Origin of the sequence: Aquabacter sp. L1I39 (genome assembly GCF_017742835.1) — a bacterium.
In the GTDB taxonomy this organism is placed as follows: Bacteria; Pseudomonadota; Alphaproteobacteria; order Rhizobiales; family Xanthobacteraceae; genus L1I39.
Genome location: NZ_CP072392.1, coordinates 3,445,938 through 3,470,959, shown reverse-complemented (window position 1 = coordinate 3,470,959; position 25,022 = coordinate 3,445,938). Strand labels below are relative to the sequence as shown.

Sequence of the window (25,022 nt, the reverse complement as noted above, 5' to 3'; positions counted from 1 at the left end):
CTGACGCGGGTGCAAAGGATCACGGAGAGTGGCATGGGCAAGACACGGTCGGACGGCTTCCTGCTCTCCCATCTTCCCATTCAATGGAAGCTCGCTGCCGTCATTTCCATCCTGATCGCGCTAATGATGGCCATCCTCGCGGTGGACACCCTCGCCGTCCGGAGCGCCACGCAAGCGCAACGCGAGGCGGATGACCTGGCGCAGATCATCAACCAGGCAAACATCACCGCCCGCTCCCTGAGCCGCCGGCAGATCGCCCTCGTCCGCCTCGTCTACGACACCGACACGGCCTCCGAGACCGCCTATGAGGATGCCAATGCGGGTGTCAGCCGGGAGTTCCAGGCTCTCATCGAGCTGGTGGATGACGCGCCGAAGCTGCGCGGCATGGTCCAGAGCGCATCAGGCCTGAACGACCAATGGTCCCGCACCAGCGGGTTGCCCATGGTCCAGTTGGCCCGCGATCTGCGCAGCGGAACCGCAACCACGGCCGAGCGCGACGCCCGCATGGCCGACTTCCTGGCGGCGGAGGCACTGGAGGGGGGCAGCCGCAGGATTGCCAGTGGCCTCGACGCGCTCATCAAGGCCGTGAACGAAAGGTTGGACGACACACGGGATCTCCTTCAGGACCGTGAGACGAACCTGCGCTTTCTCAACCTGCTGGCCGTTGCGGTGACGGTGGCAGCCGGCGTGGGCGCCTTTTTTCTCTCGGCGCGCTTCATCGCGCGGCCATTGCGGCAATTGTCGGAACTCATGGAGCGGCTGGCGCAGCACGACCATTCCATCGACATCCCCTTTGGAGAGCGGCGCGACGAGGTCGGTACCATCAGCCGGGCCTTGGACGTGTTCAAAGCCATGTCCCTGGCCACCTATGAGAGCGACTGGGTGAAATCCGGCGTCGGCGAGCTTTCCGCCAAGATCCAGCAATGCACCGACCTCAGAGATTTTGCCAACACGCTGCTGACCGATCTCGCCCCTCGCCTAAATGCCGGAGTGGGCGTCTTTTTCGGCTTTGACGCGAAGCGCGAGGAGCTCTCCCTCTCTGGCAGCTACGGCTTCCGCGAACGCCGCCACATGACCCCCAGCTACCGCCTGGGCGAGGGCCTGGTGGGACAGTGCGCCCTGGAGCGCAAGCCAATCCTGCTCAGCCCGGTGCCGGACGACTATATCCGCATCCATTCTGGCACCGGCGAAGCGAGCCCGCGCTGCGTCCTGGTGATGCCGATCCTGTCCCAGGGCCGGCTGCTGGCCGTGCTGGAACTGGCCAGCTTCGCGCCCTTCGACGCCATGCGCCAGCGGCTCATGGATGATGCGGCGGATGTGGTGGGCCTTTCGCTGGATAATCTCCAGCGCGCCCTGCGCACCTCGGACCTGTTGGAGCAGAGCCAGCGCCAGGCGCAGGAGCTCCAGGTGGCGGAGGAGGAGCTGCGCGTCCAGCAGGAGGAATTGCGCACCACCAATGATCAGTTGCAACAGCAGTCCCAGCGCCTGATCGCCTCCGAGGAGGAATTGCGGGTGCAGGCAGAGGAATTGCAGAAGTCCAACGCCGACCTGCGCCGCCATTCGGACGCCCTCACCGAGCAGAAGGACCGGCTCTCAGCGCTCCAGCAGGAGACCGAGCTCAAGGCCGCTGACCTGGAGCGGGCCAACCAGTACAAGTCCCAGTTCCTGGCCAACATGTCCCACGAATTGCGGACACCGCTGAACTCCATGCTCATCCTGTCTCAGGATCTTGCCGAGAACCGCTCTGGCAATCTTGACGAGGAGCAGGTGGAATCCGCGAGCATCATCCATTCCAGCGGCTCAAACCTGCTGCGGCTGATCAACGAGATCCTCGACCTGTCCAAGGTGGAGGCTGGCAAGATGGAGGTGATGCGCGAGCCCGTCTCGGTCGCCGCCTTCACCCAGCGCATGGAACGGAACTTCCGCCATGTGGCGCAGGACAAGGGGCTCGACTTCACCGTGACATGCGCCCCGGGGCTGCCGGCCACCTTCATCAGCGACGAAGGCAAGCTGGAACAGATCACCAACAATCTCCTGGGCAATGCCTTCAAATTCACCCATCAGGGCGCCGTGACAGTGACTTTTGTCACCGAGGACGACGGCAAGACCCTGACGATCGAGGTCACTGACACCGGCATCGGCATCCCGGGGAACAAACTGGATGCGATCTTCGAGGCCTTCGAGCAGGTCGATGCGAGCAGCCGCCGGCAATATGGCGGCACGGGCCTCGGCCTCGCCATCTCCCGCAGCCTCGCCCACCTCCTGGGCGGCACCCTGACCGTTCGGTCGACCATGGGCGAAGGCACGACCTTCCGGTTGCGGCTTCCGATTTCGATTGGTGAAGGCGAGGCCACTCGGTCGGCGGTGGCGCCAGCCCCGGTGGACCGGGGGCTCGCCCCCGCGCCGCGCCTCGTCCCGCGCACCACCATCACGGTGGAGGACGATCGGGACCGTCTGGAAAAGGGCAAGCCCCTGATCCTGGTGGTGGAGGACGACCAGGTGTTTGCCCGGACCCTCGTGAATATTGTTCGGCGCAGCGGCTATCAGGTGCTTGCCGCCGGCGACGGCGAGAGCGGCCTCGCCCTTGCCCGCGCGCACAGCCCCACCGGCATCCTCCTCGACATCATGCTGCCGGGCATGGATGGCTGGACGGTGATCGAGCAACTTAAGCAGGACCCTGCCACCCGGCACATTCCCGTGCACATCGTCTCGGCCCTTGAGGAGGCGCCCCGCGGCCGTCAGATGGGAGCGATCGGCTTTCTGACCAAGCCGGTGCGCTCCGAGCAACTGGTCGAGGCGCTTTCGGCCCTTGCCCATTTCGCTCCGGGTCGGCAGCGACGCGTGCTGGTGGTGGACGACGACGAGGCGGCCCGCAAGGCGGTGATCAAGCTGCTGTCGCGGGACGGCGTGGAGGTGGTCGCCACCGGCTCCGGCGAGGAAGCCATCGCCCGCATGGACGAGGCGGAGTTTGACTGTCTGGTGCTGGACCTCGGACTGCCCGGCATGTCCGGCTTCGACGTGCTGGAGAACCTCGCCGCCCGCTCCCACCATGTTCCCGTCGTCATCTATTCCGGGCGGGAGGTGACCAGCGAGGAGAGCCTGCGCCTGCGCAACTACACGGACAGCATCGTCATCAAGGGCGCGCTCTCGCCGGAGCGGCTGCTCGACGAGGTCAGCCTCTTCCTGCATTCCGTGCGCGGCGAGAAGGGAACTTTGCCGGACCATCCCGACGGCGACCTTGCCGGGCGGCATGTCCTCGTAGTCGACGACGACATGCGCAACATCTACGCTCTCGCCAAGGTGCTGCGGGGCAAGGGTATGACCGTCACGCTCGCCCAGGACGGCGCCAAGGCGCTGGCGCAGCTGGAGGCCCATCCGGACGTCGAAATGGTGCTCATGGACATCATGATGCCGGTCATGGACGGCTACGAGGCCATGGCGAAGATCCGTGCCCGGGGTGGAGCATGGGCCCGCCTGCCCATCATCGCGCTCACGGCCAAGGCGATGAAGGATGACCGGGAGAAGTGCCTCGCCGCCGGCGCCAACGACTATATGGCCAAGCCCATCGACGTGCCGCGGCTCATTTCCATGATCCGCGCATGGCTCCCGCACACATGAACGCCGAGCATGACAGGAGCGATCTCGAAGCCATCGAGATCGACCTCTTCATCGAGGCCATGCTGCGCCGCTTCGGCTACGATTTCCGCGACTATGGGAGAGCCTCGCTTTCCCGCCGGATCCATAATCTGGTGGACCGGTTCGAAGCGGACAATATCGCCGACCTCACGGCGCGAATTCTCCATGCCCCCGGGCGGATTGCCGAGGTCATCGGCGCGCTCTCGGTACCGGTGTCGGAGCTCTTCCGCGACCCGGAGACGTTCCGGACCCTGCGGACGCAGGTCTTCCCGATCCTCGCCTCCTATCCGCAGGTCACCATTTGGCAGGCGGGATGCGCGCGAGGAGAGGAGGTCTATTCCCTTGCTATCCTTTTGAAGGAGGCTGGGCTCTATGGGCGGTGCCGCATCTTCGCCACCGACATCTCCAAAGCATCGCTGCGCGCCGCCGCGGAGGGCATCTACCCCGCCGCCGAAATGCGGGAAGCCAGCCGGAGATACCTGGAGAGCGGGGGAAGCGAGAGCCTGTCCGTGCACTATCATGCCCGCTACGATCTGGCGAAGCTGGAAAGCTCCCTCATCGAGAACGTGACGTTCGCGGAGCACAACCTGGCGACCGACGGCGTGTTCTGCGAGGCGCATCTCATCTTGTGCCGCAACGTCATGATCTATTTCAACGACCGCCTGCAGGCGCGAGCGCTCGGCCTGTTCGCGGAAAGCCTGGTGCGCGGCGGGTTCCTGTGCGTAGGGCAGAAGGAGAACCTGCTCTCTGCGGCGGCAGCGCCATTCCAGAGGCTGGACAGGGACGTGCAGCTCTACAGGCTGCGGCGCCCGATGGAGGGATGATGCAGGCGGTGGTGGTCGGCAGTTCGGCGGGCGGCCCCGCGGCCTTGCACGACCTGCTGTCGCGCCTCTCCCCCGATTTCCCTGCCCCAGTGGTGATCGTGAGCCATGTGGGGCGTGGCGGTGGGGCGCTGCTGGCAAGCGGGCTGGCCCTGCACTCCGCGCTTCCGGTCCGCCCGGCGGCCGAGCGCGCGCCGCTTCAGGCCGGTCACGTCTATGTGGCACCGGACGATTATCATCTGCTGATGGAAAGCCATGGCCGCCTCGCCCTGTCCGTCGACGAGAGGGTTTGTTTTTCCCGCCCGTGCATTGATGTATTGTTCGCGAGCGCAGCAAGGGTCTATAGGCATGAGCTTGTGGGTATCGTTCTGAGCGGGGCGAACGGTGACGGGGCTGAAGGCCTCCGCCAAATCCGGCGGAACGGCGGAACAGCTCTCATCCAGGATCCGTCGGAAGCGGTGGTGGGGGCGATGCCACGCATGGCGCAAGATCGGGCCGGGTCCGATCTGTGCGCTCCGGTGGCGGATCTGGCAGCCTATTTGAACGGCTTTGTGGAACGATGACACTGCTGCAACCTGTGCCTCCCGACAGTGCCGACAGGCCGAAGATCCTGATCGTCGACGACATCGGGGCCAATCTGAAAGCGATGCAGCGTCTCCTGGCGAGCGTGCATGCGGACATCTACCAAGCCAGTTCCGGCAATGAGGCACTGGCCCTGTGCCTTGATCACGATTTCGCGCTCATCCTATTGGACGCCCACATGCCGGACATGGACGGCTTCGAGGTGGCCAAGCACCTGGCTGATGATCCGAGGACCTGCACCGTCCCGGTCATCTTCGTCACCGCCGCCTATATTGATGACCTGAACCGGCTGAAAGGCTATACGTTCGGCGCGGTGGACTATATCGCCAAGCCCATCAACGATGCCGTTCTGCTGTCCAAGGTTACGGTATTTTTGGACCTCCACATCAGCAAGCTGCGCCTCACCGCCGCGCTTGAGGAGCTTGAGCGTCGCAACCGCCAGCTGGAGGCGGAGATCGACGAGCGCAAGCGGATCGAGAAGCAGATCCGCCACATGGCCACCCATGACGCACTGACCGGCCTCGGAAACCGCATCCTGTTCCTGGAGCATCTGGGGCGGGAAGCTGCCTTCGCCGACCGTCACGGCAACCAGTTCGCCCTGCTCTACATCGACATAGACGGCTTCAAGGCGGTTAATGATGGCCATGGCCATGCGGCCGGGGATCTGGTGCTCACCGCCATCGCCCAGCGCTTGCGCACGAGCGTGCGCCAGGAGGACATCACGGCACGGCTCAGCGGCGACGAATTTGCCGTCATCATCGCCCCCGTGCCGGGACGGGACGTGGCCGAGGCAAAGGCACATGAACTGGTGCAGCACCTGGCAAAGCCGTACGCGGTCTCCACCGAGGGACTGGCGAACACGGTGAATGTGAGCGCCTCCATCGGGGTCGCCGTCTATCCCGATCACACACGTGACACCGCGGAACTGATCCGGATCGCGGATCGGGCCATGTACCAGGTGAAGCAGTCCACGAAGTCCGGCGCCCGCATGGCCCCCATGGCTTCCGACGAGGGCTAGCTGCGCGAGCAGACTATTTCGCGCCTCGCAGGAATGGCCTTAGGGAGCGCTCCGCCGGGCGGAACGCTCCCATTTCAGTCCTACGGAGCGGCTTTCGGCTTCTCTCAGGCGTTGGCTCGCTCGGGCACCGGCAGGCCGAGCCATTCGGTGTAGAAGGCATCGATATCCGGCTCGAAGTCGTGGATCACCGGATACCAGGGGGTGGGCGCCTCAACGTCATGGAGCGTGCCGCATTCCGGGCAGAAATACTCCCGCACCACCTGCCAAGTGGGCGTCGGCGCCATCAGCCGGGGATAGATCTCCTCCATCTTCTGGGGCGTGTCGCGCACATGGATGCGGGCATGGAGCTTCCAATTGTCCTTCCAGTCGCAGAAATCGTGGCCGCATTCGCAGCGCACGGTCCAGCGCTTGGAGACTTTCTGCTGCACCACAAAGAGCTTGGGACCGAGCGGCAGGATGATCTTGTCATCCCACGGCATACGCTCCTGCAGGATTTCCACATAGGTGACGAAGCGTTCCGGATCCTTCGGCGTGGAGAGCATCTGGTGCAGGGTATCGGAATCGATCTTGCCATCGACGAGATCGGCGATCTTGGCGCGGGTATAGGCCATTGTATTTCCTCCTGATTTCGCTAAATTTTGGGTTCCCCTCCCCGCACGCGGGGAGGGGTTTGGGACGACGCGCTCACTCCTCGACGAACTGAACCGTCTTCACGTCCGGTAGCTCGGAGATGTCCATGGAGTAGCGCGAGCCATAGGTCGGAACGCCAATCTCGCTTTCCGGCAAAGTCCAGCTCTCCGGCAGGTTCCAGAAAGTCCGGAACTGCTGCTCGAAGCGCGGGCCGAGATGGAAGGAGGCGGCGAACATCTGCCGCACCTGGGTGGCGGCGTCCTTGGCGAGGATCTTCTCCCGTTCGCCCTTCATCCACTCCTTGGTGGGAACGGACTTGGCGATACGATCCTTGCGGATCTGCGCCCGCAGGGCATCGGTCGCCGCCGTGTCGACCGCAAACAGGCCGTCATCGCCCTTGATGACCACCACGCCGTAGACCTGGGCGGCGAAGCGTTCGAGGACGTAACCGCCATTCAGGTCATCGGCGACCGACTGGGGCAGGCGGTCCAACGGATCGCCGAAGCCGGGGCCACCGCGCATGTAGTTCAGGTAAAGATCATAGTCGGAGAACATCTCCTCCGTGGTGATCGCCTGCTTGTCGCGCTTGATCTGGGCGGCCGGGAGCATGGCATCCCAGGTGGGATTTTCCGGGTCCGTATCGCCGCCGAACGGGATTTCCGCGCCTTCGGCGATGAGCGCCTTCAGGTTGGTCTTGTGGGCCGCGAAGCGATAGCCGGAAGCGGCAGGATAGCCGCCCATCAGCCCCCAGTCCGAGGAGATGTGGCCATTGCCCATGAAGAACATGGTCCAGTCCTTGGCGTTCCAGACCATGCGCAAGCTCTCAAAGCCGCACCCGCCCCGATACTTGCCCGACCCGCCCGAGGACGCCTTGATCTGGCGGCCGAGATAGACCAGCGGCTCGGCCAGCTCCCAGATCTCCATGTCGCCCATGTCGCCTTCCGGATTCCAGATGGCGGCGGCATGGGAGAGCCCATCCTGCACGGCGGTGGCGCCGGTGCCGTTGGCGGCGCACTCGAACGAGTTCACCGCATGGATCTCGTCATACTGGTTGAAGCCGCCGCCCTGGAGCCAGTTGGAGGTGTTGGCATTGCCCGCATTCACCTCCTCCAGATAGCCGCGCCCGAAATAGGAGCGCGACAGGCCGCGCCACAGGGCGGTCCAGGCGGAGACCAGGAAGTGCCAGCTATAGGAGAAGGCCACGCGCCGGTCATCTGGGTTCATCCAGGTGCCCTTGGGCAGGCGGAACTCGGTGCCGTAGGCGGCGCCGTCATTGATCATTTCGGAGGGGATGAGGGTCTGGGTCATCATCACCCAGATGCCGGAGGTGAAACTCACCTGGTGCGCATTGTAGGTGTGCCAGCCCCAGCGGCTCGAGCCCTCGAAATCCAGGCGCCAGGTGCCGTCCTTGCGGATGGTCATCTCGCAGGGCGCATGCATGATGGTGTCGAGCTTGGCGAAGTCTGAGGGTACCCGCACGTCTTCATGGGCATAGGGCACGTCCACGAAGCCCACCTGCCGGTAGGTGCCGGGAATGGTCATGGCCTTGATGCGGGCCTGGAGGCCAAGGCGCCCATGTTCCACCGCCTCATAGGCGAACTTCCAATAGGCCTCGATGCCCTCCTCCGCGACCACCTCTTCCACCAGCTTGCGGATCATGTGGCAGCCGGCGATGCGGGTGCGCTCGTCCAGCATCCAGTAGCGGGTGGTGCGCACCATGCGCTGGCTCTCATGCAGCCAGTCGCGGAACAGCGTGTCATTCTCGCCCACCTTGCGGCAGGTGATGGAATAGCCGTCGCCGAAGCGCTGCACCTGGCCCGTGGCCATGGAGCCTGGCCCCACCGCGCCGGTATCGATGACGTGGGTGACGCCGCCCACCCAGCCGATCAGCTCACCCTCCCAGAAGATGGGAACGATGGTGTGGATGTCGCAGGGATGGACATTCCCGATCAGCGAGTCGTTGTTGCAGAAGATGTCCTTGTCGCGAACGCCGGGATTGGCCTCCCAATTGTTCTCGATCATGTATTTGATAGCCGCACCCATGGTTCCCACATGGATGATGATGCCGGTTGAGGTCAGGAGACTGTCGCCCGCCGCATTATAAAGGGTGAAGCACAGCTCGCCCTCCTGCTCCACGATGGGAGAGGCCGCGATCTTCTTGGCGGTCTCGCGGGCATCCACCACGCCGGCCCGCAGGCGCGAGAACAGCTTGTTGTAGAGGATGGGCTCCTTCTCGCGCAGCTCCAGCTTCTCGAGGCCGGCATAGCGGCCGGTGGCCTTGGTGGCCGCCATGAGGCGGTCGCGGTGCTCTTTGAGCGTCTCGCCGCCGCGCACGATGCCGCGGGTCGCGCCCTGAAGACTGGTCTTATTGACGTTGACGTTCATCGGGTCGTTTCCTTCGCATTTATTGGCTTGGCAATTCCGGCGCGCCACCCTTGTCGGCGGCGGCCACGGACCCCTCCCGCTGCCGGGAGGGGGAACGACCGCTCACACCTCGCGCAGGTGGAACAGACGGTGGCCGTCGAGCCAGGTCTCGAAGCCGCCCGGCACCACGAAGGTGGTGGCGTCGGATTCGATGATGGCCGGCCCCATCACGCGATTGCCGGGGCGCAGGGACTCCATCCGGTAGAGCTGTGCATCCACCCACTTCTTCTTGCGGTAGAACTTGCGGGTGCCGATCTTGGCTTCCTCAGGCGGTGTCTCGCCTTCCTCGGCTTCCTTCGGGATCTTGGGCTTGGGGATCGGCACCATGCCGCGCATGATGGCACCGGTGACCGAATAGCCGAGCTCCGGCGAGCGGGCGGAGGCGGCATAGACGCGGCCATAGGTGGCGTTGAAGGCGTCGGTCAGCTGGTCCCAGTCCTCGGCCGTGCCGGCCTGCTTCAGGGGGCTTTCGATCTCCAGGTCGTTGAGCTGGCCGCGATACTGCATGCGATAGCCCGGCTGGAGCGTCACCTGCTCGGGCGCGTAGCCGTTGAGCTTGAACTCCTCCAGCACGTTGTGGGTGAGCTCTTCCCAGGCCGCCTGAAGGGTTTCCGCCGCCTTCACCTTGTCGGCCTCCGGCGCGTCCGGGGGCATGTTGATGTCGAGGGACTTGTCGTAGCGATACTCGAAGTCCGCCGCCGCGCAGCCAAACGCGGAAAAGCCGGCCGCCCAGGCGGGCACGATGACGTCCTCGAATCCGAGGCCTTCCGTATAGCCATAGGTGTGAACCGGACCCGCCCCGCCATAGGAGAAGCAGACGAAGCTCGCCGGAGAATAGCCCTTGCCGGAGATCATGGAGCGCAAGTAGTCGCGCAGGTCACTATCGAGGAGCTCGATGACGCCGGCCGCCGCATCCTCCACCGTGAGGCCCAGAGGATCGGCAATCTGGGTCTTGATGGCGTCCACCGAGCGCTGCCGGTCGAGCTTCACCGCACCGCCGAGGAAATTGTCGGGGTTGAGATAGCCGAGCACCATGTGGCAGTCGGAGATCGTCACCGTCTCGATGCCACTCTCCTTCCAGCAGACACCCACCCGGTAGCCGGCGCTGTCCGGACCGAGCTTGATGGCCTTGGTATAGGGATCGAGGCGGATGAAGGAGCCTGCCCCGGCGCCCACCGAATCCATGGCCACCAGCGGCAGGGAGAGGACGAGCCGGGCCATGTCCGGATCGTTCTTGATGGTCATCTCGCCCTGGGTGATCAACGCCACGTCGAACGAGGTGCCGCCAATGTCCGAACAGGCGATGTTCTTATAGCCGAGCACCTCGCCCAGATATTTCGCGCCGATCACACCGCCGATGGGACCGGACACGATGGTGCGGGCCAGTTCCTTGGCCTTCCAGGAAATGGTGCCGCCATGGGTCGCCATCACGCGGAAGTCGAACTTGGTGCCGCGATCCTTGAAGGCCTCGGAGATCTTGGACAGGGTCTGGCGGGACGGCTCGGCCGCATAGCCCTCCAGGATGGTGGTGTTGGTGCGGTGGGTTTCCTTGCGCACCGGATAATAGTCGGCGGAGGCGAAGACTGGCACCTTGCGGCCGCTCTTCTCCACCTCTTCCAGCACAATGTCGCGCACCCGGCGCTCATTCTTCGGGTTCTTGTAGGAATGGAGCAGCGAAATGACGATGCCCTCGACGCCGGATGCAATGAGCTCGCGCGCCGCTGCGCGGGCGCTCTCCTCGCGCAGCGGGATCACCTCCACGCCCATCATGTCAGTGCGCTCGATGACGCCGCGCGTCAGCTGGCGCGGCACCAGCGGCGGATCGAAGCGGTGGGTGTTCAGGTGGATCCGGTCCTCATAGGCATAGCCCAGATAGCATTGGATGGCCCGGCCCATGCGGTGGAAGTCTTCCATGCCGCGATTGACGATGAGGCCGCATTTCAGCCCCTTGCGCTGCACCACGCGGTTGAGCATGGCGGTGCCGGAATAGACGCCGGTCTGCAACTGAGCGAGCGCGTCATGGAGCGACATGCCCCAATTGGCGAGCCCATCCTCCGACGAAGCGATGAGGCCCAGGGCCTCGTTCTGGGGCGTGGACTGGGCCTTGCCGACCACGAAGTCGCCGTCCGCATCCACGAAGAAAGTGTCCGTCATGGTGCCGCCGGCATCGATGCCGAGCACCTGGACGTTGCGCAGGTTTCCCACGGGTATATTCACGCTCGGGTCCTCCCTGTTCTGCCGGTCGTGCTTGTCTGCGCCGGCTCGACTTTCAAAGAGCAGGTCCCGTGCCAAACAGGACGAAGCGTGCAACATCACGTTGATTCAATGCATTTCCGCAATGCAGCATGTATTTTTGCATTTCTCGATTGTCCGGTTTTCGGACACTTGTTGTCCGAGCCTCGAACGGCCCGAGCGAGAACTGGTGCTCCGGGCAAGGAGGCCTTGCGATAACCATGCCCAAGCGTCTATCCTCATTCATCAAGCCGCACTGGCGGGATGACTTCGCCACACCGAAAGCGGCACAGTGGGAGTGAATCGCCATCGCCGGAGGCCCCGCAGGCCGAACGCGAGGCCAACGGCTAAGGCGGCGCCAGCGGGAACGCCGCGCCGCCCGGCCCGGAGGGCAGTGCAGGTGCCTTATCGCGAGATCGCCCGTGCTTGGGAGGCTTTCCATCGGGACGGGATTACATCCCCCGTCGTGCGCCCCGCCGTGCTCGCCTCCTGGCAGCGCTCGCGGGAGCACGCCATTGCCGCCGACCGCTCCGCGGCCCCTCTTCTCACTGAGGCTGAACTCTTCCGGCGCCGCCGGCAGAATACCCGTCTCCTGGCGGCCGCGCGTCCCGCCATGGAGGAGGCCCGCAACCTGCTGGCCGATGCCCACTCCATGCTGATCCTCGCCGACCCCGCCGGCACCATTCTGGAAACGGAAGGAGACGCCCGCGCCGTGGACACTGGCCAGGAGGTCAAGCTCCAGCGGGGCGGCCTGTGGTGCGAGGCTGAAATCGGCACCAATGCCATCGGCACGGCGCTGGCCTGTGGCCGCCCGGTGCAGATCCACGCCACCGAGCATTTCTGCGCGCCCGTGCAACGCTGGACCTGCGCCGCCGCGCCGGTCCGCCATCCGCTCGAGGCAACGGTGATTGGGGCGGTGGACATTTCAGGATCCACCGACACGTTTAATCCGCAGAACCTTGCACACGCTGTCGCACTGGCGCACCAAATCGAGGCGGTGTTGGGCCGCCGGCTGGAAATGGAGCACGAGCAGGTGCTGCGCCATTTCCTCTCCAAGCGATCGCTCTGGCTGTCAGAGGAGATCATTGCCTTCGGCCGCTCGGGCACGCTCATCTATTCCACCGACCGCGCGCTGAAGGAGGTCGCCCGCCGCTCCGACCGCTTCATGCAGGACGGTCGTCTCGTTGCCCTGCGTGACACTCATCCGCAGGATTGGGCGACGCGTGTGGCCGCTTTGCTGCCCGGTGCAAGCGTGGAGATTGTGCAGGAAGATGGCGAGGAGATCGGCGGCGTGCTGGTGCTGCACGCGCCTCGCCGGATGCGCACCACCGCCACCGAGACGCCCCGGGAGTCGGAAACCGTCTCCTTCGATGCCATCATCGGCGACAGCCCGGTGATGCGCGAGGCGCGGGAAAAGGCGCGACGCATGGCGGAAAGCGGCCTGCCCATCCTGCTGGAGGGCGAGACCGGTGTGGGTAAGGAGGTATTCGCCCGCGCCATTCACGGCGTGCGGCTACCGGCCGGTCCGTTCGTTCCACTCAATTGCGGGGGCCTGCCACGCGAACTCATCGCCAGCGAATTGTTCGGCTACGAAAAGGGCGCCTTCACCGGCGCCGACGCCGCCGGCAAGCAAGGCAAGGTGGAAGCTGCCAATGGCGGCCTGTTGTGCCTCGATGAGATCGGCGAGATGCCGCTGGAACTGCAATCCTACCTGCTGCGGGTCCTGGAGGATGGCGTGGTCTATCGAGTGGGCGGCCATGCGGGGCGCCGCGTGGATTTGCGCCTCGTCTCCATGACCAATCGCGACCTCAGCGGGGAGGTGGCAGCGGGGAGGTTCCGCAAGGACTTGTTCTATCGCATCGCGGCGCTGCGTCTACGCATTCCCCCGCTCCGGGAACGGGAGGGCGACGTTCTGCTTCTGCTCGACCATTTCGGCGCGCTCGCGGCCGCCCGCGCCAAACTCCCCCCGCCCCGCTTCACCCAAGCCGCGCGCGAGGCCCTCGCGGCCTATGGCTGGCCGGGCAATGTGCGCGAGTTGCGCAACATGGTGGACATGCTGGTGGCCATGAAGCGCGGCGAGGGCGAGGTGGACATGGTGGACCTGCCGCCCGAAGTGCGCGAGGAACCCGCCCGCACGATTGGCGTCGGCGATCTGAAGGCAGTGGAGGAAGCCGCCATACGCTCGGCGGTGGACGCCTGCGGGGGCAATCTCTCCCGCGCCGCCCGGCGGCTCGGCATTGCACGCTCCACCCTCTATATGCGGCTCGCGGCCCTGGAGGGAAAAGCAAGCTGAGGCGCGGGTCCTCCCGCGCCCCAGCACAGTCAATCGACGGGGATGAGCCGCATCTCCTTCATTTCGCGGATCTGGCGGGCAAACATCTCCTCGTCATCGACAATCTCATGGAAGCCAAAGCGGCGGATCTTGGTGGTCTCCACGAGACTGTCATAGTCCATGTGCCACTGGAAATCGCCGAAGGCCCACGCCACCGCCTGATGATAGCTGCGGGGCACGAGGCCGTATTTTTCCACCATGCGGTTCCAGAGCGGCTCCTTGTCCGCCATCACGGCGGCGAGACGGATGGTCATCACCGGCCCGCAGGGCATGTCGAACATCCGTGCGATGCGCGGCCACATCTGCTCCCAGCGAAAGAGCCCGCCATTGGTGACGTTGAACACCTCGCCGGCGCATTTTGGCGTGGTCGCCGCCCACACCGCCGCCTTCCCCAGGAGGTCGGTGTCCACCGTCTGCTGGATGGTGCGATAGCACGCCTCGGTGCCCGGAAATCGCAGCGGCAGGCCGAACTCCTTGGACATGGCCGCATAGATGCCAATAACCGAGGTCATGTTCATGGGGCTGTTGACCGCATGCCCATAGATGGTGCGCGGGCGCAGCGCCGACCAGGACCAGCGGGCCTTCGGCGCGCGGGCGCGCAGGTAATCCTCCTGATCGTAATAGAAATTGGGCGGCATGTGGCGCGGGTCGCTCTCCCGCGCGGGGGTCGGGTAAGGGCCCAGATGCGTGCCATAGGCCTTGGTGCCCTGCATCAGGCTCACATGCTCCAGCACCGGCGATGCGCCCTCCACCGCTTCCACCACATTCACCAGCATGGCGAGGTTGGGCGCCACTTCCTCGGCAAAGGTGGGGCGCTCCTGGTAGGCGGTGTAGAAGATGTGGCTGACATCGCTCAGCCCGGCGAGCTTTTCCTCCGCATCCGCCTTATCCAGGAGGTCGACGGACACGCAAGGCACGGTGCCGCCATCCAGCTGCCGGCGCGAGGCGATGGTGATCTTCCAGTCCGGTTGTTCCGACAAGGCACGGACAATGCCGGCGCCAGCCACGCCAAGGCCGCCGACCACGAGAGCGTGCTTCATGTCTCCTCCAATGATGATGTTCTTGCCAGGGCGTCGGTTCAGACGTTGAGATGAGCGAGGGGCAGACCTGGCTCCGGCCAGGGCAGGCTGACGAGGCGGCCCGTGCTGGACAAGGTCACATAGGCGGTGTGCAGATCCGCCCCGCCAAAGCAGATATTTGTGACCCAGCGCTCGGGAAACGGCACTGAGCGTACCAATTGCCCCTCTGGCGAAATCACCGAGATCGCACCGGTCACCAGGGTGGCGACGCAGATATTGCCATTCGCCTCCACGGCGAGGGAATCGAAGCGCTGGTAGCCGCCGAGCCCGATCACCAGACGCCCGCCATGGGGAGAAGGCCAGGGCGCGCGGCGGATGATGCCTGGCCCATCCAGGTCGAAGGCCCACAGCCGCGCCGTCTCCGTCTCGGCCACATAGAGCACGGTTCCGTCCGGGGACAGACCGATGCCGTTGGGCGTGAAGAGGGGGAAGGCCAGTTCGTGGATATGGCTCCCGTCCGCCCGCGCATAATACACCGCGCCCCGGTCGTGCTCGCGGTCGCGCGTCTTGCCGAGATCGGTGAAATAGAAGCCGCCCTGGCCGTCGAACACGATGTCGTTCGGCCCCTTCAGCGGTCCCTTCTCGGTCTCGCGATAGAGGCACGCAACTTCGCCCGTGGCGAGGTCCACCCGCTCGATACGACCGCCGGAATAGTCCTGCGCCTGGCCGATGGGGCGAAGCCCGGTTTCGTCCCCCTCCGGGGTCCAGCGAAAGCCGCCATTGTTGCAGACATAGCAATGCCCATCCGGCCCGATGGCCGCGCCATTCGGCCCGCCGCCAAGCCGCGCCACCGTCTCGATGCTGCCGTCCGGATGCACACGATCCAGCGTCCCCGCCGCGATCTGCACCACCAGTACAGAACCGTCCGGAAGGGCCACCGGACCCTCCGGAAAGCGCAATCCCGTCGCCACATCCTTGATTTCCACGCGCATACGCCTCCTCCCACGCCTCTTTGCCGGCCAAGATGTTCCCGCTACCCGAGAAGCATCCCTGCGCCGACTGGGAAGCATCTTGCAGATGCGAAGAGTTTCGTTGAACGAAACAAACCCCTTCGCGTTTGCATTATTGTGTTCTGCTATACGGAACAAAAATCGCTCTATTTGGCGATTTTCCACACTAACACGCGAATTTTGTTCCTGCATGCCGAATTTTCGTTTGACAGAAATCGGGTGCGCCGTAACGTCGAGTGGACAGAAGATCCACAAAGGACTCGGTCGGGAGGAACATCCAATGTGCGTGCTTTCACGCTCACGCGCCTTTTTCATCGGCGCGATGATCTTTGCTTTGCCTTTTTCTGCTCAGGCTCAGGAAACAATCAAGATCGGCTGGCTGTCTTCGCTGACCGGTCCGCTTTCGTCCGCCGCCATCGCGGAAAACCAGGGCGTGCAATTTGCCGTCGAGGAGATCAACAAGTCCGGCGGCATCCTGGGCAAGAAGATCGAGCTTCTGACCCGCGACACGGCGGGCGACCCGACCAAAGCGGTCAACCTCGCCCAGCAGCTGGTGTTCAGCGACAAGGTTCAGTTCGTTATCGGCCCCGTCAATTCGGGCGAGTCGCTCGCCACCATTCCCATCGTGGCGCGCGCGGGCATTCCTAACATCGTCATTGGTTCCATCGACGAGTTGATCGACCCGAAGAAGTATCCGCTGGCCTTCCGCGCGATCAACACGAATACACAATGGATCGAGGGCGGCAATATGTACGCCATCGACGTGTTGAGGAAGAAGAAGGTCGCCGTCATTGGCGACACGTCCGGCTACGGCACGTCGAGCGCCAAAACCGCCGCTGCCCTCCTGGAGAAACAGGGCATCAAGCCGGTTTATTCCGTCCTCGTCGATCCCAATAAGACCGACCTCACCGACGAAATGACCAAGGCCAAAGCGGCAGGGGCTGACGTAGTGATGCCCTGGACCGCCGCCACCGGCCTGATGGCGCGCATCCTCAACACCCGCGGCGACATGGGCTGGGACGTGCCCGTTGTTGGTCATCCCGCCATCATGGCGCTGCCCATCAAGGGCCTGCTGAACAAGCCGGCATACTGGAAGAATGCGTTTGCGGCCGGCTATACCAGCACCACCTTCGTGGACGGCAAGCTGCCGCCGCGCACCCAGGCCCTGATCGACAAGATCAAGCCCGAGTTCGGCGGCAAGATCGACTTTACCTTCTGGTGGGTGGCGCTCGGCTACGACACGGTCAAGATCATCGAGCATGCCGCCAAGACGGCCAATTCGCTCGAGCCCGCAAAGATCAAGACAGCCCTCGAAGGCACCAAGAACCTGCCCGGCGTCTACGCCACCTACTCCTGGTCGCCGGAGAACCATAACGGGTTCCCCGACAGCAACATCGTCGCCAATGTGGCCGACAGCTTCAAGGACGGCTGCTACGACGCCGCCCCGATGAAGTGATCAGACCATGCTGGCCGTGATCGTCTCCGGGCTTGCGATCGGCGCGCTCTACGCATCGGTCGCCCTCGCCTACAATGTGATGTTCTCCACCTCCAAGGTGCTGAGCGTCTCCACCGGGCAATTGTGCATGCTGGGCGGCGTCTTCGGCGCCTGGTTCATCACCGGCCTTGGCTGGCCGATCTGGCTCGCGCTGCTGGGCGTCATCGTCCTCGGCGCGGTGTTCGGGCTGCTCACCGAGGTCATCGCCGTGCGGCGCGTGCTCGCGCTCTCCGACGAGCATTTGTGGCTGCTCTCAACCCTGGCGCTCGCCACAATGGTGCAGCAGGCGGTGGGCCTGTGGTGGGGCACCGAGCCCCGCCCCTTCCCGCGCCTCTTCCCACAGGACTTCTCGGCCGGGGTCCTCGACCAGAAATATTGGCTCCCCATCGCTTTGGTGCTGATCCTGGTGGCGGCATTGGAGCTGTTCTACCGGCGCACCCTGTGGGGCAAGCTCTTCATCGCCACCTCGGAGGATGCCTTCGCTGCCCGCGCCCGTGGGATCGCCACGGACCGGGTGCGCGCCCTCTCCTATGCGCTGGCCGGCATCATTGGCGGCCTTGCGGGCTTTGCCGCCGGGCAGCTCACCTTCGCCTATTTCGCCCTCGGCCTGACCTTGACGCTAAACGGCTTCATCGCCCTTGCCGTGGGGGGCCTTGGCAGCAATCTGGGGGCCTTGTTCGGCGGCATTGCGCTGGGGCTGCTGGGTGCCTTCGCGACCTATTTCTTCGGTGGCGAATACCAGCAGACCATCGCAGTGGGCCTTCTGCTTCTGGTCCTGATCGTGCGTCCCGAGGGCCTCCTCGGCGCCAAGCGCGTGAGGCCGGTGTGATGCATGCCTCCCTTCGCCTCCCCGCGCTTGTGGGCGGCATCGCTGTGCTGGCGGCCCTGCCCTTTTGGACCTCGGACCTCTATCAGCTCCATCTGGCGGCGCTGATCGGCGCCTATTGGGTGCTGGTGTCCGGCCTCAATTTGGTGGTCGGCTATGCCGGCCAGCTCTCCATCGGCCATGTGGGCCTGTTGGCGGTCGGTGCCTATGCCTTCGCCATTCTCGCCGGCTCCCTGGGCTGGAACCCGGAACTGGCCATGCTGGCTTGCGGCGCCCTGGGCGGCTTTGCGGGCGCACTCCTGGGCCTGCCCTCGCTCCGCCTGCCCGGCTTCTATTTCGCCATGGCCACCATGGCCTTTGCGCTCATTGTCGCCGAGATGACGCTGGCGCACGGCGACCTCACCGGCGGCGGCACGGGCCTGTCCGTGCCCTTCTTCTCGGCGCCCTTCGACACGCCCTGGGGGCAATATTGGCTGGTGCTCATCGTCGGCATCCTTGTCAGCTGGCTCACCTGGAACGTGGCAAGCCGCATGTGGGGGCGTGCCCTCATCGCGGTGCGCGACAGCGAGGTGGCGGCGGCTTCGCTGGGCATCGGCATCTTCCGGCTGAAGCTCACCGTCTTCATCTTCTCCGGCGTCACCGCCGGGGTGGCAGGCGCCCTCTTCGCGTCGTTGCAGAGCTACATCACGCCAGACACCTTCGTCTTCGAAATGGGCCTTTTCTTCTTCGTCTGCATCATCATTGGCGGGCGCGGCAGCATCATCGGTCCCTTCGTGGGCGTGGTGATCCTCACCGCCTTGCCGGAACTGGTCGCGCCGCTGGCCAAGCTCGGCCACTTCTTCTACGGCCTGACCTTGCTTCTGGTGGTGCTGCTGGTGCCGGACGGCATTGGCCGCCTGCTGGAGCGCATCATCTCGTTCGGCCGACACAACGCGCAGGAGAGCTTCGCCATCGAGCCTGACCTGCCCCGCCTCTCCCGCGCCCTCGACGGGAAGGCAGGTGTGCCATGACCGGACTTCTCGCCCGCGATGTGGGCAAGCATTTCGGCGGCGTGGTGGCGCTCGACCATGTCTCGCTGGACCTGAAGGGCGGCGAGGTCCATGGCCTTATCGGCCCCAATGGATCGGGCAAGACCACGCTGCTCAACCTGCTGTGCGGCTACTATCGCCCCGATGCCGGCGACATCGTACTGGATGGGGCAAGCCTCGGCGGGCAGCCGGTGCAGAAGCGCCCGCGCCTTGGCATTGCCCGCACCTTCCAGAAGCCGCGTTTGCTCGGCTCCTTGACCGTCTTGGACAATGCCATGCTGGGCGGCTGGCGGGACGTGACCTCGGGCTTCATCGCCACCGCCCTGGCCTTGTCCCGCTCGGGCCGGGAGGAGCGGGAGATGCGTGCCCGCGCCACCGAACTCCTGCATGGCGTCGGGCTCGGGCGGGTGATCGAGCGCCGCGCCAACCTCCTGGAGCATGCCGAGCAGCGGTTCCTGGAGATTGCCCGCGCGCTCGTTTTGCGGCCGCGCTTCCTGCTCCTGGACGAGCCGGCGGGCGGCCTGACCGGGGCGGAGATCGACCATCTGCGCCGCATCCTCGCCGTGGTGCGCGACAGCGGCGTGGGGATCCTGCTGGTGGAACACCATACCGACTTCGTGTTCCGCATTTGCGACCGCGTCACCACGCTCGATCGCGGCCGCATCATCAAGCACGGCACGCCCGACGAAGTCCGCACCGATGCGGACGTGGTCCGCGTCTATCTGGGAGCCTGACCATGCTCGCCGCCAATCGTCCCGGCACGCCGCTTCTCGAGGTGGACAACCTCCATGTGGCCTATGGCAAGGCCGAGGTGGTGCACGGGGTCTCCTTCACCGTGCAGCGGGGGGAGTTCGTGGTGCTGCTGGGCCGCAACGGCGCTGGCAAGAGCACCATCCTGCACGCCATATCCGGGCTCATCCCCAAGCGCGCCGGCACGGTGACCTTCGCGGGCGTCAACGTCACCCGCGCCAGTGCGCGTGACATCGTACGGGCAGGGATGGTGCAGGTTCTGGAAGGGCACCGCGTCTTCACCTCGCTCTCGGTAGAGGACAATCTCCTCATCGGCGCCTATTCCGGCGCGATCACCGACCGCGCGGTGCTGGAACCCATCTACGAGACCTTCCCGGAGCTGGCGGAGCGGCGCCACCAGCAGGCCTCGCGGCTATCCGGCGGCCAGCAGCAGATCCTCGCCGTGGGCCAGGGCATGGCGGCCAAGCCGGCACTGCTGATCCTAGACGAACCCTCGGGCGGCCTCGCGCCCCTTGTGGTGGACCGCATCCTTGATGTGGCGAGCGCCCTTTGCCGCACCGGCATTGCCGTGCTGCTGGTGGAGCAATTGGTGGAAAAGGCCCTGCGCCACGCTTCCTTCGGCTATCTGCTTGAGACAGGACGCATCGGTGGCGCGGGCAGTGCCGCCGAACTGCAGGACAGCGCCCTCCTGCGCCGCGTCTATCTCGGCGGCGTCGAGGTCGACTGACATGCCCCTGAACACGGCCGAGGCCAAGCCCCTGTCGCCCGCCCGCGCCCCCCGCGCGGCGGGTGCGCAGAACGACAGCAATTCCATCCAGAAGGTGTGCGCGCTGCTGCGTGCGCTCGGCGCACATGCGCCCCAGCGCCTCACCGAGCTTGCCGCCTCCGCGGGGCTCAACAAGGTGACCGCGCTGCGCATCCTTGACACGCTGGTGCAGGAGAATTTCGTTCAGCGCACGCCGGACGGAAAAGGCTATGTACCCGGCCAGGAGGCCTTGGCCTTCTCCGCCTCGCAGAAGCGCTCGGACGACGTGCGCGAGCTGGCGCGGGCGAGCCTTGTGCGACTGGCGGAGCATTCGGGCGACACGGCGCTCCTGTCCATCCGCAGTGGCGTCGAATCCGTCTGCGTGGAGCGGCAGGAGGGCTCGTTTCCCATCCGTGCCAATTACTTGAACATTGGCAGCCGGCGCCCCCTTGGCGTCGGCGCCGGCAGCATGGCGCTTCTCGCCTACCTGCCGGACCGGGAGGCCGAAGCGGTGCTCGACGTCCTGGCACCAAGGCTCCTGCCCTATCCGCAGGTCTCCATCGAGCGCCTGAAGGACGAGGCCGCCACCGCCCGCCGACGCGGCTATGTGATGCTGCTCGACTTCGTCATCGACAAGATGGGCGCCATCGGCGTGCCGGTCTTCGATGCCCATGGCCGGCCCATCGCGGCCCTCTCCATTGCTGGCCTCACCGAGCGCATCCGCGACCGCGAGGAGGCGCTCGCCCAGGCCCTCCAGCGGGAAGCGGACCTGATGAAACGGGAATTGATGTCTGGCATGGCGACGCCGCCTGTCGCCGGAAAACGCAGGAAATCCACCTCATGAGCTTTATCACCGGCGCCGGCCACACCGCCTACGGCCGGCGCGAGGGCTGCGACACGCTCGCGCTGATGAGCGAGGCCGCGCAGACCGCCCTCGACGATGCCGGACTGGTGCGCGCCGACATTGACGGCCTCATCACCGGCTATTCCACCACCTTGCCTCACCTCATGCTGTCCACCGTCTTTGCCGAGCATTTCGGCCTGACGCCGGACTATGCCCATGCCATTCAATTGGGCGGTGCCACCGGCTTTGCCATGGTGATGCTGGCTCACCGGCTGGTGCAATCGGGCGCGGCGCGCAACATCCTGGTGGTGGCGGGCGAAAACCGGCTCACCGGCCAGACCCGGGATGCAGCCGTGCAGACCCTCGCCCAGGTGGGTCACCCGATCTACGAAGTGCCGCTGGGGCCGACCATTCCCGCCTATTACGGCCTCGTCGCCTCCCGATACATGCACGAATTCGGCCTGAGGGAAGAGGATCTGGCGGAACTCTCCGTTCTCATGCGCCGCAACGCGGTTCGCCATCCCGGCGCACAGTTGCGCACGCCCGTCACGGTGGCCGATGTGATGGCCTCCAAGCCCATCGCCACGCCACTGAAGTTCCTGGATTGCTGCCCCGTCTCCGACGGCGGAGCCGCGCTTATCGTGAGCCGGGAGCCTCTCGGCGGCCCGGCGGTGCGGGTGATCGGTGCCGCCCAAGCCCACACCCACCAGCATATCACCGCCGCTCCGAGCCTGACCCATTTCGGCGCCAAGGCGAGCACCGCCAAGGCCTTGGCGGAGGCCGATATTTCGCTCTCCGACATCGGCTATGCGGCGATCTATGACAGCTTCACCATCACGCTTGCCATCCTCCTGGAGGAGATCGGCCTTGCCCCGCGCGGGCAGTCCGGGCGGCTCGCCCGCGACGGACATTTCGACAGCGACGGGGCCCTGCCCCTCAACACCCATGGCGGGCTCCTGAGCTACGGCCATTGCGGCGTGGGCGGGGCCATGGCGCACCTGGTGGAGGCTCGCCTGCAGATGCTGAGCCGCGCCGGCGACCGCCAGATCACCAGGGACGCCGCCCTGGCGCTGCTTCATGGCGATGGCGGCGTGCTGTCCTCCCACGTCTCGCTGGTCCTGGAGCGCGCAACATGAGCGATGAAACCTCGTTTTCCGGCGACTGGACCAAAGGCCAGCCTGCCCTTGCCTTCCAAGCCTGTCGGCCCTGCGGGCATCGCTGGCTGTTCGCCCGCAGCTTCTGCCCAAACTGCGGTTCCAAAGACGTGGAAACCCGCGCCGCCAGCGGGCGTGGGACGGTGCATGCGGCGACCCTGGTCGTCCGCGCACCGTCCGAGGACCTGCGCGCCCAGGCGCCCTATTGCATCGTCCTCGTCGATGCCGAGGAGGGCTTCCGCCTGATGGCCCATGCGGCCCCTGGCGTCGCCATTGGCGATGCGGTTGCCGCCAGCTTCCGGCCTTTCGGCGCCGGGCTTGTTCCCTATTTTGAACGCGTGGAGTAACCCGATGCGCAGCGGCCTGGATGTCGCCCTCAATCCCCGATCCATCGCCGTGATTGGCGCCTCGGAGAACCCAAACAAGATTGGCGGGCGCCCGCTGCTCTATCTGTCGCGCTTCGGATACCGGGGGAAGGTCTATCCCATCAATCCGAAACGCGCGGAAGTCCAAGGGCTTACCACCTCCCCCTCGCTGCTTGACCTGCCCGAGGCACCGGAGATGGCCATCATCGCGGTACCCGGCGCGGCGGCGGTGGAGGCGCTCGATGCCTGCGGCAAGAGCGGGGTGAAGCTCGCCTTGATGATGAGCTCCGGCTTCGGCGAGACCGAGGGTGAGGATGGCGCGGCGCGCCAGAAGGACATGGTGGCGCGGGCGCGGGCGCAGGGCATGCGGGTGGTGGGGCCAAATTCGCAAGGGCTGGCCAATTTCGGCACCGGCGCCATCGCCTCCTTTTCCACCATGTTCATCGAGGCGGAGCCCAAGGACGGGCCGGTGGGCATCGTCAGCCAAAGCGGCGCCATGAGCGTGGTGCCCTATGGCCTGCTGAGGGGGCGCGGCATCGGCGTGCGCCATGCCCATGCGACCGGAAACGATTGTGACGTAACGGTTTGCGAGCTTGCCATGGCGGTGGCGGAGGACCCTGGCGTCCAGCTGCTGCTCCTCTATCTGGAGAGCATTCCCGACCCCGAGCACCTCGCCGAGGCCGCCCGCATCGCCCGCCGAAGGGGCGTGCCGGTGATCGCGCTGAAGTCCGGGCGCACGGCGGCGGGACAGGCGGCGGCGCGCTCGCACACCGGCGCTTTGGCCAATGAAGACACTGTGGTGGACGCGTTCCTGGAGGAGCACGGCATCTGGCGGGCCAAGGATACCAGTGACTTAGTGATGGCGGCCGAGGTCTATCTGAAGGGCTGGAAGCCGGAGGGGCGGCGGCTGGTGGCCATTTCCAATTCCGGGGCGACCTGCGTCCTGGCGGCGGATGCGGCGACCGCCCGGGGGCTGAGCCTGGAGCCGTTGGCACCGGAGACGCGGGAGGGGCTGGGCGCCATCCTGCCGAGCTTTGCGGCGACCCGGAACCCGGTGGACATCACCGCCGCCCTGCTCACCAACAGCCGCCTCTTCAGCGAAATTTTGCCTGTGATTGCAAAGGATAAGGCGGCGGACGCGTTCTTTGTCGGGGTGCCCGTGGCGGGCGCCGGCTATGATGTGGATGCCTTTGCCCGGGATACGGCGGCCTTTGCGGAGGCGACCGGAAAGCCGGTGGTGGTGGCGGCGCCCCAACCCTCGGTGGCGGCCCGCTTCAAGGCCCATGGCGCCCCGGTCTTCACCGGAGAAGCCGAGGCGATCCAAGCCCTTAGCCAGTTGATCGGGCATCACGAGCTGATGGACCGGGCCGAGCGGCGGCAGGCGGGGCCGGTGGCGAACGTGCCGGCCCGCGCGGGCGAGACGATCCTGCTCAACGAGGCGGAAAGCCTTGATTTCCTTCGCACTTCCGGCATTCCCGTGGTGCCGCACCGGCTCTGCCGGACGCCCAAGGAGGCTCTGGCGGCGCTCGCCGAGCTGAAGGGTCCGGTGGCGGTAAAGGGCTGCTCGCGGGATGTGGCGCACAAGTCGGAGCTGGGGCTCGTGCATCTCGGCCTGACCACCCCGGACGAGGTCGAAAATGCCTTCGCCGCCTGCCGCCAAGCCCTTGAAAACGCGAACGCTTCCTTCGATGGGGTGATCGTCTCCCGCATGGTCCGGGGGCGCCGGGAGATGCTCCTCGGGGCGCATCGGGATACCGTCTTTGGGCCGGTCGTGGTGGTGGGAGAGGGGGGGAAATATGTGGAGGCGCTGCCCGATGTCGCCCTCCTGCTGCCGCCCTTCGACCAGAGGGATGTGCGCGAGGCGCTCGCCAGGCTCCGCATCGCCCCGGTGCTCGCCGGCACGCGAGGAGAAAGCCCTGTAAATCTCGATACTTACTGCGACGCCGCGGTGGCCGTGGGCGCGCTCATGCGGGCGGATGACCGCATCGTTTCGCTGGACATCAACCCCTTCATGGTGGGCGAAGGGGCCGATATGGCCCTCGATGCCGTGGTGTTCGCGGTGGCCAGAACGGGCCTGTGATCTCGGCTTAGCCCCAACAGAACAAGACCAA

19 protein-coding genes are annotated in these 25,022 nt (G+C 65.5%); 14 read left to right on the top strand and 5 right to left on the bottom strand.

What is annotated here, in order from left to right; genetic code table 11:
• The first annotated feature begins 33 nt into the window (after positions 1 to 33).
• The 4 genes from J5J86_RS15680 to J5J86_RS15665 are packed head-to-tail and all read left to right on the top strand — an operon-like array spanning position 34 to position 6,057.
• On the top strand, positions 34 to 3,618 hold the full coding sequence (locus J5J86_RS15680; protein WP_209099609.1) for a response regulator: 3,585 nt from the start codon (positions 34 to 36) through the stop codon (positions 3,616 to 3,618).
• On the top strand, positions 3,600 to 4,460 hold the full coding sequence (locus J5J86_RS15675) for a CheR family methyltransferase (RefSeq protein WP_209099607.1): 861 nt from the start codon (positions 3,600 to 3,602) through the stop codon (positions 4,458 to 4,460). The genes J5J86_RS15680 and J5J86_RS15675 overlap by 19 nt, the downstream gene beginning before the upstream one ends.
• The gene (locus tag J5J86_RS15670) at positions 4,460 to 5,020 is read left to right on the top strand and encodes a chemotaxis protein CheB (RefSeq protein ID WP_209099605.1); all 561 of its coding nucleotides are present in this window, start codon (positions 4,460 to 4,462) and stop codon (positions 5,018 to 5,020) included. The genes J5J86_RS15675 and J5J86_RS15670 overlap by 1 nt, the downstream gene beginning before the upstream one ends.
• On the top strand, positions 5,017 to 6,057 hold the full coding sequence (locus J5J86_RS15665) for a two-component system response regulator (protein WP_209099603.1): 1,041 nt from the start codon (positions 5,017 to 5,019) through the stop codon (positions 6,055 to 6,057). The genes J5J86_RS15670 and J5J86_RS15665 overlap by 4 nt, the downstream gene beginning before the upstream one ends.
• A 104-nt stretch (positions 6,058 to 6,161) precedes the next feature.
• Here the strand turns inward: J5J86_RS15665 and J5J86_RS15660 are convergent, their stop codons facing one another.
• From J5J86_RS15660 to J5J86_RS15650, 3 genes are all read right to left on the bottom strand, one after another.
• Positions 6,162 to 6,668: an acetone carboxylase subunit gamma gene (locus tag J5J86_RS15660; RefSeq protein WP_209099594.1), complete on the bottom strand. Its 507-nt coding sequence runs from the start codon at positions 6,666 to 6,668 to the stop codon at positions 6,162 to 6,164.
• A gap of 73 nt (positions 6,669 to 6,741) precedes the next feature.
• Positions 6,742 to 9,072 carry a hydantoinase B/oxoprolinase family protein gene (locus J5J86_RS15655; RefSeq protein WP_209099592.1) on the bottom strand — a complete coding sequence of 777 codons (2,331 nt, stop codon included), beginning with the start codon at positions 9,070 to 9,072 and terminating at the stop codon, positions 6,742 to 6,744.
• A 102-nt stretch (positions 9,073 to 9,174) separates the two neighbouring features.
• A complete protein-coding gene (locus J5J86_RS15650) occupies positions 9,175 to 11,328 on the bottom strand; it encodes a hydantoinase/oxoprolinase family protein (RefSeq protein WP_209099590.1) in 2,154 nt (717 codons plus the stop codon).
• 415 nt (positions 11,329 to 11,743) lie between these two features.
• Here J5J86_RS15650 and J5J86_RS15645 point away from each other — a divergent pair, with 415 nt between their 5' ends.
• Entirely contained in the window at positions 11,744 to 13,636 is a 1,893-nt protein-coding gene (locus tag J5J86_RS15645) for a sigma-54-dependent Fis family transcriptional regulator (protein WP_209099588.1), read from the top strand.
• Between the two features lie 29 nt (positions 13,637 to 13,665).
• Here the strand turns inward: J5J86_RS15645 and J5J86_RS15640 are convergent, their stop codons facing one another.
• Entirely contained in the window at positions 13,666 to 14,715 is a 1,050-nt protein-coding gene (locus J5J86_RS15640; RefSeq protein ID WP_209099586.1) for an SDR family oxidoreductase, read from the bottom strand.
• Positions 14,716 to 14,753: 38 nt separating this feature from the next.
• On the bottom strand, positions 14,754 to 15,686 hold the full coding sequence (locus tag J5J86_RS15635; protein WP_209099584.1) for an SMP-30/gluconolactonase/LRE family protein: 933 nt from the start codon (positions 15,684 to 15,686) through the stop codon (positions 14,754 to 14,756).
• A 208-nt stretch (positions 15,687 to 15,894) separates the two neighbouring features.
• On the opposite strand from J5J86_RS15635, the gene J5J86_RS15630 reads away from it, so the two are divergent.
• Genes J5J86_RS15630 through J5J86_RS15590 form a run of 9 tightly spaced genes read left to right on the top strand, consistent with a single transcriptional unit; the run spans position 15,895 to position 24,991 of the window.
• Complete coding sequence (locus J5J86_RS15630; RefSeq protein ID WP_209099582.1) at positions 15,895 to 17,160, top strand: ABC transporter substrate-binding protein; 1,266 nt, start codon at positions 15,895 to 15,897, stop codon at positions 17,158 to 17,160.
• A gap of 7 nt (positions 17,161 to 17,167) precedes the next feature.
• A complete protein-coding gene (locus J5J86_RS15625; protein WP_209099580.1) occupies positions 17,168 to 18,028 on the top strand; it encodes a branched-chain amino acid ABC transporter permease in 861 nt (286 codons plus the stop codon).
• The gene (locus J5J86_RS15620) at positions 18,028 to 19,035 is read left to right on the top strand and encodes a branched-chain amino acid ABC transporter permease (protein ID WP_209099578.1); all 1,008 of its coding nucleotides are present in this window, start codon (positions 18,028 to 18,030) and stop codon (positions 19,033 to 19,035) included. Before J5J86_RS15625 ends, J5J86_RS15620 begins: the two co-directional genes overlap by 1 nt.
• Positions 19,032 to 19,787: an ABC transporter ATP-binding protein gene (locus tag J5J86_RS15615; RefSeq protein ID WP_209099576.1), complete on the top strand. Its 756-nt coding sequence runs from the start codon at positions 19,032 to 19,034 to the stop codon at positions 19,785 to 19,787. Before J5J86_RS15620 ends, J5J86_RS15615 begins: the two co-directional genes overlap by 4 nt.
• A gap of 2 nt (positions 19,788 to 19,789) precedes the next feature.
• Complete coding sequence (locus tag J5J86_RS15610; RefSeq protein WP_209099574.1) at positions 19,790 to 20,530, top strand: ABC transporter ATP-binding protein; 741 nt, start codon at positions 19,790 to 19,792, stop codon at positions 20,528 to 20,530.
• A gap of 1 nt (position 20,531) precedes the next feature.
• Positions 20,532 to 21,392, top strand: a complete 861-nt coding sequence (locus J5J86_RS15605; RefSeq protein ID WP_209099572.1) for an IclR family transcriptional regulator — start codon at positions 20,532 to 20,534, stop codon at positions 21,390 to 21,392.
• A complete protein-coding gene (locus J5J86_RS15600; protein ID WP_209099571.1) occupies positions 21,389 to 22,528 on the top strand; it encodes a thiolase family protein in 1,140 nt (379 codons plus the stop codon). Before J5J86_RS15605 ends, J5J86_RS15600 begins: the two co-directional genes overlap by 4 nt.
• Positions 22,525 to 22,893, top strand: a complete 369-nt coding sequence (locus tag J5J86_RS15595; RefSeq protein ID WP_209099569.1) for a Zn-ribbon domain-containing OB-fold protein — start codon at positions 22,525 to 22,527, stop codon at positions 22,891 to 22,893. The genes J5J86_RS15600 and J5J86_RS15595 overlap by 4 nt, the downstream gene beginning before the upstream one ends.
• A gap of 4 nt (positions 22,894 to 22,897) precedes the next feature.
• Positions 22,898 to 24,991, top strand: coding sequence for an acetate--CoA ligase family protein (locus J5J86_RS15590; RefSeq protein WP_209099567.1), 2,094 nt, complete (start codon positions 22,898 to 22,900; stop codon positions 24,989 to 24,991).
• Positions 24,992 to 25,022 lie beyond the last annotated feature (31 nt).

What these genes read in the sequence shown, in the direction of transcription:
- J5J86_RS15680 (WP_209099609.1), top strand. Translation starts at nt 34, where the DNA reads ATGGGCAAGACACGGTCGGACGGCTTCCTGCTCTCCCATCTTCCCATT.
- J5J86_RS15675 (WP_209099607.1), top strand. Translation starts at nt 3,600, where the DNA reads ATGGCTCCCGCACACATGAACGCCGAGCATGACAGGAGCGATCTCGAA.
- J5J86_RS15670 (WP_209099605.1), top strand. Translation starts at nt 4,460, where the DNA reads ATGCAGGCGGTGGTGGTCGGCAGTTCGGCGGGCGGCCCCGCGGCCTTG.
- J5J86_RS15665 (WP_209099603.1), top strand. Translation starts at nt 5,017, where the DNA reads ATGACACTGCTGCAACCTGTGCCTCCCGACAGTGCCGACAGGCCGAAG.
- J5J86_RS15660 (WP_209099594.1), bottom strand. Translation starts at nt 6,668, where the DNA reads ATGGCCTATACCCGCGCCAAGATCGCCGATCTCGTCGATGGCAAGATC.
- J5J86_RS15655 (WP_209099592.1), bottom strand. Translation starts at nt 9,072, where the DNA reads ATGAACGTCAACGTCAATAAGACCAGTCTTCAGGGCGCGACCCGCGGC.
- J5J86_RS15640 (WP_209099586.1), bottom strand. Translation starts at nt 14,715, where the DNA reads ATGAAGCACGCTCTCGTGGTCGGCGGCCTTGGCGTGGCTGGCGCCGGC.
- J5J86_RS15635 (WP_209099584.1), bottom strand. Translation starts at nt 15,686, where the DNA reads ATGCGCGTGGAAATCAAGGATGTGGCGACGGGATTGCGCTTTCCGGAG.
- J5J86_RS15630 (WP_209099582.1), top strand. Translation starts at nt 15,895, where the DNA reads ATGCCGAATTTTCGTTTGACAGAAATCGGGTGCGCCGTAACGTCGAGT.
- J5J86_RS15625 (WP_209099580.1), top strand. Translation starts at nt 17,168, where the DNA reads ATGCTGGCCGTGATCGTCTCCGGGCTTGCGATCGGCGCGCTCTACGCA.
- J5J86_RS15620 (WP_209099578.1), top strand. Translation starts at nt 18,028, where the DNA reads ATGCATGCCTCCCTTCGCCTCCCCGCGCTTGTGGGCGGCATCGCTGTG.
- J5J86_RS15615 (WP_209099576.1), top strand. Translation starts at nt 19,032, where the DNA reads ATGACCGGACTTCTCGCCCGCGATGTGGGCAAGCATTTCGGCGGCGTG.
- J5J86_RS15610 (WP_209099574.1), top strand. Translation starts at nt 19,790, where the DNA reads ATGCTCGCCGCCAATCGTCCCGGCACGCCGCTTCTCGAGGTGGACAAC.
- J5J86_RS15605 (WP_209099572.1), top strand. Translation starts at nt 20,532, where the DNA reads ATGCCCCTGAACACGGCCGAGGCCAAGCCCCTGTCGCCCGCCCGCGCC.
- J5J86_RS15600 (WP_209099571.1), top strand. Translation starts at nt 21,389, where the DNA reads ATGAGCTTTATCACCGGCGCCGGCCACACCGCCTACGGCCGGCGCGAG.
- J5J86_RS15595 (WP_209099569.1), top strand. Translation starts at nt 22,525, where the DNA reads ATGAGCGATGAAACCTCGTTTTCCGGCGACTGGACCAAAGGCCAGCCT.
- J5J86_RS15590 (WP_209099567.1), top strand. Translation starts at nt 22,898, where the DNA reads ATGCGCAGCGGCCTGGATGTCGCCCTCAATCCCCGATCCATCGCCGTG.